Raw genomic sequence first — 524 nt, 5'->3', positions numbered from 1 at the left:
CCCAACAGGGGTGCGCGGGGACGTACCCGCACCATGCCGCCGGCGTGCCCCGCCGGCCAGCGCGGTCGCCGCCGCCGCGACCGCCGTTGCGCCGAGGTCGGCCCCGGCATAGCCCCCGGCCCCCGGCAGGGAGCCGAGCGGGGTCGGCGTGGGGGTGCGGGTTGGCGTGGGGGTGGCGGTGGGCGTGGGAGTCGCCGTGGGCGTGGGCGTTGGAGTGGCCGTGGCGGTGGGCGTGGGGGTGCGGGTCGCCGTGGGGGTCGCCGTGGGGGTCGGGCCGGACGCGCAGAGGACGGCGTCCCAGCCGATGCGATAGCCCCAGATTTTGGTCAGGCCGCTGACAGTCAGCGGCCCGTACCAGAGATGCAATCCGTCCGGCCAGCCGAGGCTCGCGAAGCTGGTGCCCGCCTCGGCGACCAGCGTCGCCCCGCCGGCCACGTCGGTCACGCGCCACCAGACGTCGTAGGTGGCGCCGGGCTGGAGCGGGATGTATTCCGTGTTCCAGTCCCATGCGCGCGACACGGACT

Annotated in this window: 1 pseudogene; it reads right to left on the bottom strand. The window is 76.1% G+C overall.

From position 1 onward, the window contains the following. Positions 1–524: pseudogene (locus tag N2041_RS14800) on the bottom strand (hypothetical protein); the annotation flags it as partial.

Origin of the sequence: Tepidiforma sp. (assembly GCF_026419595.1) — a bacterium.
In the GTDB taxonomy this organism is placed as follows: domain Bacteria; phylum Chloroflexota; class Dehalococcoidia; order Tepidiformales; family Tepidiformaceae; genus Tepidiforma.
The sequence above is the reverse complement of the archived record's forward strand: the minus strand, read 5'-3'. Positions and strand labels throughout refer to the sequence as shown.